Source organism: Lactobacillus fornicalis (assembly GCF_055362665.1).
Genome location: NZ_JBLTIM010000044.1, coordinates 1 through 1,319 on the forward strand (window position 1 = coordinate 1; position 1,319 = coordinate 1,319).

The window sequence follows — 1,319 nt, forward strand, 5'->3', positions numbered from 1 at the left end:
ACTATTTTACGGTCTCAGAAATACGGCTACTTAAATAGTAAAAAAGAAAGTTCAGTTAAAAAACATTTGACAAAATAAAAGTAATTCGATATTCTGTAAAGATTTATATTTAGCAAGCGAGGATTAAAATTATGAACACTTAAAATTGCTACTTTGTTTACAAGAAAAGTTCTAGAAAGGAAAAGAAGATGAGAAATAATATTATTTTGGAATGTCGACAAACTAGTGAACGTATTTATATTACTAGTAAAAATAAACACAATACTCCTGAAAGACTTCGGTTAATGAAATATTCACCTAAGTTACAAAAAAGAGCAGAATTTGTCGAAATCAGTAAATAGTTGAAAGGAAAATGAATGAAATCAAAATTATTATTAGCAAGTTTGATGGTTTCAGGAGCTATTTTAGTTGGAACTAATCAAAATTCGATTGTCAAAGCGGATGATTTATCCTCAACAACAGAAGTAAATTCAGGAGTAAGCTTTACAGGAATCTTTCGTTATACAAATGGTTTACCAATTGAGTCCGGTAGTTATGTACAACTAAAAAATCTAGCAAATAACGAAACTATTTCTAAAACTGTTAATGCTTCGGGGGCTCTAACGTTTAATGCAACAGATGGACTAAAAACTGGCATTAGTTATGAAGTTTTTGTCAATAATCAAAAGCTAAATTATACTTTGCAACTGAGTTCTGGCAACTCTAATATCTCAAAAACTTTTACAGTAAACTTGCCAGGAGCAGAGCTACCTTTAACATATACAGTAAATGCTCATTACACTAATGGTTTACCATTAAGTGAAGGGACCGAAGTGAAATTACGTAACTTAACTGATGGTTCAACAGAAGTTTTAACTAAAAAGGTAAACAGCCAAGGTAGTGTAACATTCACAGAAGCTGATGGTTTGAAAAAAGGTGTTAATTATAGCGTAGCAGTTCCTGGCCTAACAACGGGCTATTCAATTCGTTATGACTTAGGTGGTAATAAGAGTAAGGACTTCATTCTTGAAACTACAGAAGCAAAAATTTCTGAACAAAACTCTGCAAGTAGTTCATCTTCAAATCTTTTATCAAGTAGTACAAATTCTACTTCTCTTTCAAATTCAAATAAAGCCAATTCTACTTCCTCAGAAGATTTGAAAAAGCAAGCTCTTCATATAGCAGCAACTGCTTCAGACAAGGTAACTTCAGCAACGAATTTACCAATTAAGCATCAAGTCCAAAATTTACCACAAACTGGTACAAAATCTGCTCTATTGTTAACATTTTTAGGATTATTATCATTATTCGCTTCTAAACTTCTGAGACCGTAAAATAGT

At 31.6% G+C, this 1,319-nt stretch carries 2 protein-coding genes; both read left to right on the forward strand.

The features are described 5' to 3' along the window. Positions 1–188: 188 nt before the first annotated feature. Positions 189–341: a 50S ribosomal protein L33 gene (gene rpmG, locus ACNDLV_RS07465; protein ID WP_006587301.1), complete on the forward strand. Its 153-nt coding sequence runs from the start codon at positions 189–191 to the stop codon at positions 339–341. Between the two features lie 15 nt (positions 342–356). Next, positions 357–1,313, forward strand: coding sequence for an LPXTG cell wall anchor domain-containing protein (locus tag ACNDLV_RS07470; protein ID WP_048588182.1), 957 nt, complete (start codon positions 357–359; stop codon positions 1,311–1,313). Positions 1,314–1,319: the final 6 nt, after the last annotated feature.

Excerpts from the sequence above, each read along its gene's own strand:
- rpmG (WP_006587301.1), top strand. The coding sequence starts at position 189 with ATGAGAAATAATATTATTTTGGAATGTCGACAAACTAGTGAACGTATT.
- ACNDLV_RS07470 (WP_048588182.1), top strand. The coding sequence starts at position 357 with ATGAAATCAAAATTATTATTAGCAAGTTTGATGGTTTCAGGAGCTATT.